The sequence below is a fragment of the Lentzea kentuckyensis genome, assembly GCF_002150765.1.
In the GTDB taxonomy this organism is placed as follows: Bacteria; Actinomycetota; Actinomycetes; order Mycobacteriales; family Pseudonocardiaceae; genus Lentzea; species Lentzea kentuckyensis.
Window position 1 is genome coordinate 1 of record NZ_MUYM01000227.1, and the last position, 1,455, is coordinate 1,455.

Here is a 1,455-nt window from a genome sequence, read left to right on the forward strand (position 1 = left end):
TTCGGTGTCCACCGGCTTGGTCACGTAGTCGGTCGCACCGGACGCCAGTGACTTCTCGCGGTCGCCCTTCATCGCCTTGGCTGTGACGGCGATCACGGGCAGGTCCGCATACCGTTCCATGGCTCGGATGGCCGAGATCGTGGCGTTGCCGTCCAGCTCCGGCATCATGATGTCCATCAGGACGATCGCCACGTCGTCGTACTGTTCCAGCGCGCGCACGCCCGTGATGCCGTTGTCGGCGTAGATGGCTTCCAGGCCGACGAGCNNCGTCGACGACCAGGACCTTCTCGCCGTGGAAGCGGATCGAGCCGGACGCGGCCAGGACCGGCGGCGCCGTCACGATCGGGGTGGGTTCCGGCAGCACTACGGCGTCGGTGACGATCTTGCCCAGCGGCAGGCACAGCGTGAAGGTCGAGCCGATGCCCGGTTCGGACCGCACCCGCAGTGCGCCGTTGAGCAGTTGCGCCAGCTCGCGGCTGATGGACAGGCCCAGGCCCGTGCCGCCGTACTTGCGCGACGTGGTGCCGTCCGCCTGCTGGAACGCCTCGAAGATGACCGCCAGCTTCTCGGCCGGGATGCCGATACCGGTGTCGTGCACGTCGAACGCCACAGTGGACGGATCGTCCATGCGCACGTGCAGCCGGATGCCACCGTCGTGGGTGAACTTCACGGCGTTCGAGAGCAGGTTGCGCAGGATCTGCTGCAGGCGGTGCTCGTCGGTGCGCAGGGTCTCCGGCACGTTCGGGTCGACGCGAACCGAGAACTCGAGGTTCTTCTCGGCGGTCAGTGGCAGGCACAGCGTCTCGACGTAGCGGACCAGTTCGTCGAGGCGGACCGGGTCCTCGTGCAGCGTCATGTGGCCGGCCTCGACCTTGGTCAGGTCGAGGATGTCGTTGATGAGCTGCAGCAGGTCGGAGCCGGACGAGTGGATCGTGCGGGCGAACTCGACCTGCTTGGCGTTGAGGTTGCCGTCGAGGTTGTCCGCCAGCAGCTTCGCCAGGATGAGCAGCGAGTTCAGCGGCGTGCGGAGCTCGTGGGACATGTTCGCCATGAACTCGGACTTGTACTTCGACGCGGTCTGCAGCTGGCGGGCCCGGTCCTCCAGTTCCTCGGAACCGGCGCGCAGCTCGGTGGTCAGGCGCTGCGACTCGACCAGCAGGGCGTCGGTGCGGGAGTTGGCGAGCAGCGTGTTCACGTTGACGCCGATGGCCTCTTTCAGCTGGTCCAGCAGGTCCAGGTGGACGTCGGTGAACTCGTTGAGCGAGGCCAGCTCGATCACGCCCAGGGTCTCGCCCTGGAACAGGATCGGCAGGATCACCAGGTTGACCGGCGCCGACTCGCCCAGAGCGGACGAAACGGTCAGATAACCGCCGGGCACGCTGGTGACCAGGATGGTCTTCTTCTCCAGCGCGGACTGGCCGACCAGCGACTCGCCGAGCGCGACCTTGGTGGCGC

Annotated in this window: 1 pseudogene; it reads right to left on the bottom strand. The window is 66.9% G+C overall.

Annotated elements, in window-relative coordinates:
• A pseudogene (locus B0F77_RS46180) lies at positions 1-1,455 on the bottom strand (ATP-binding response regulator); the annotation flags it as partial.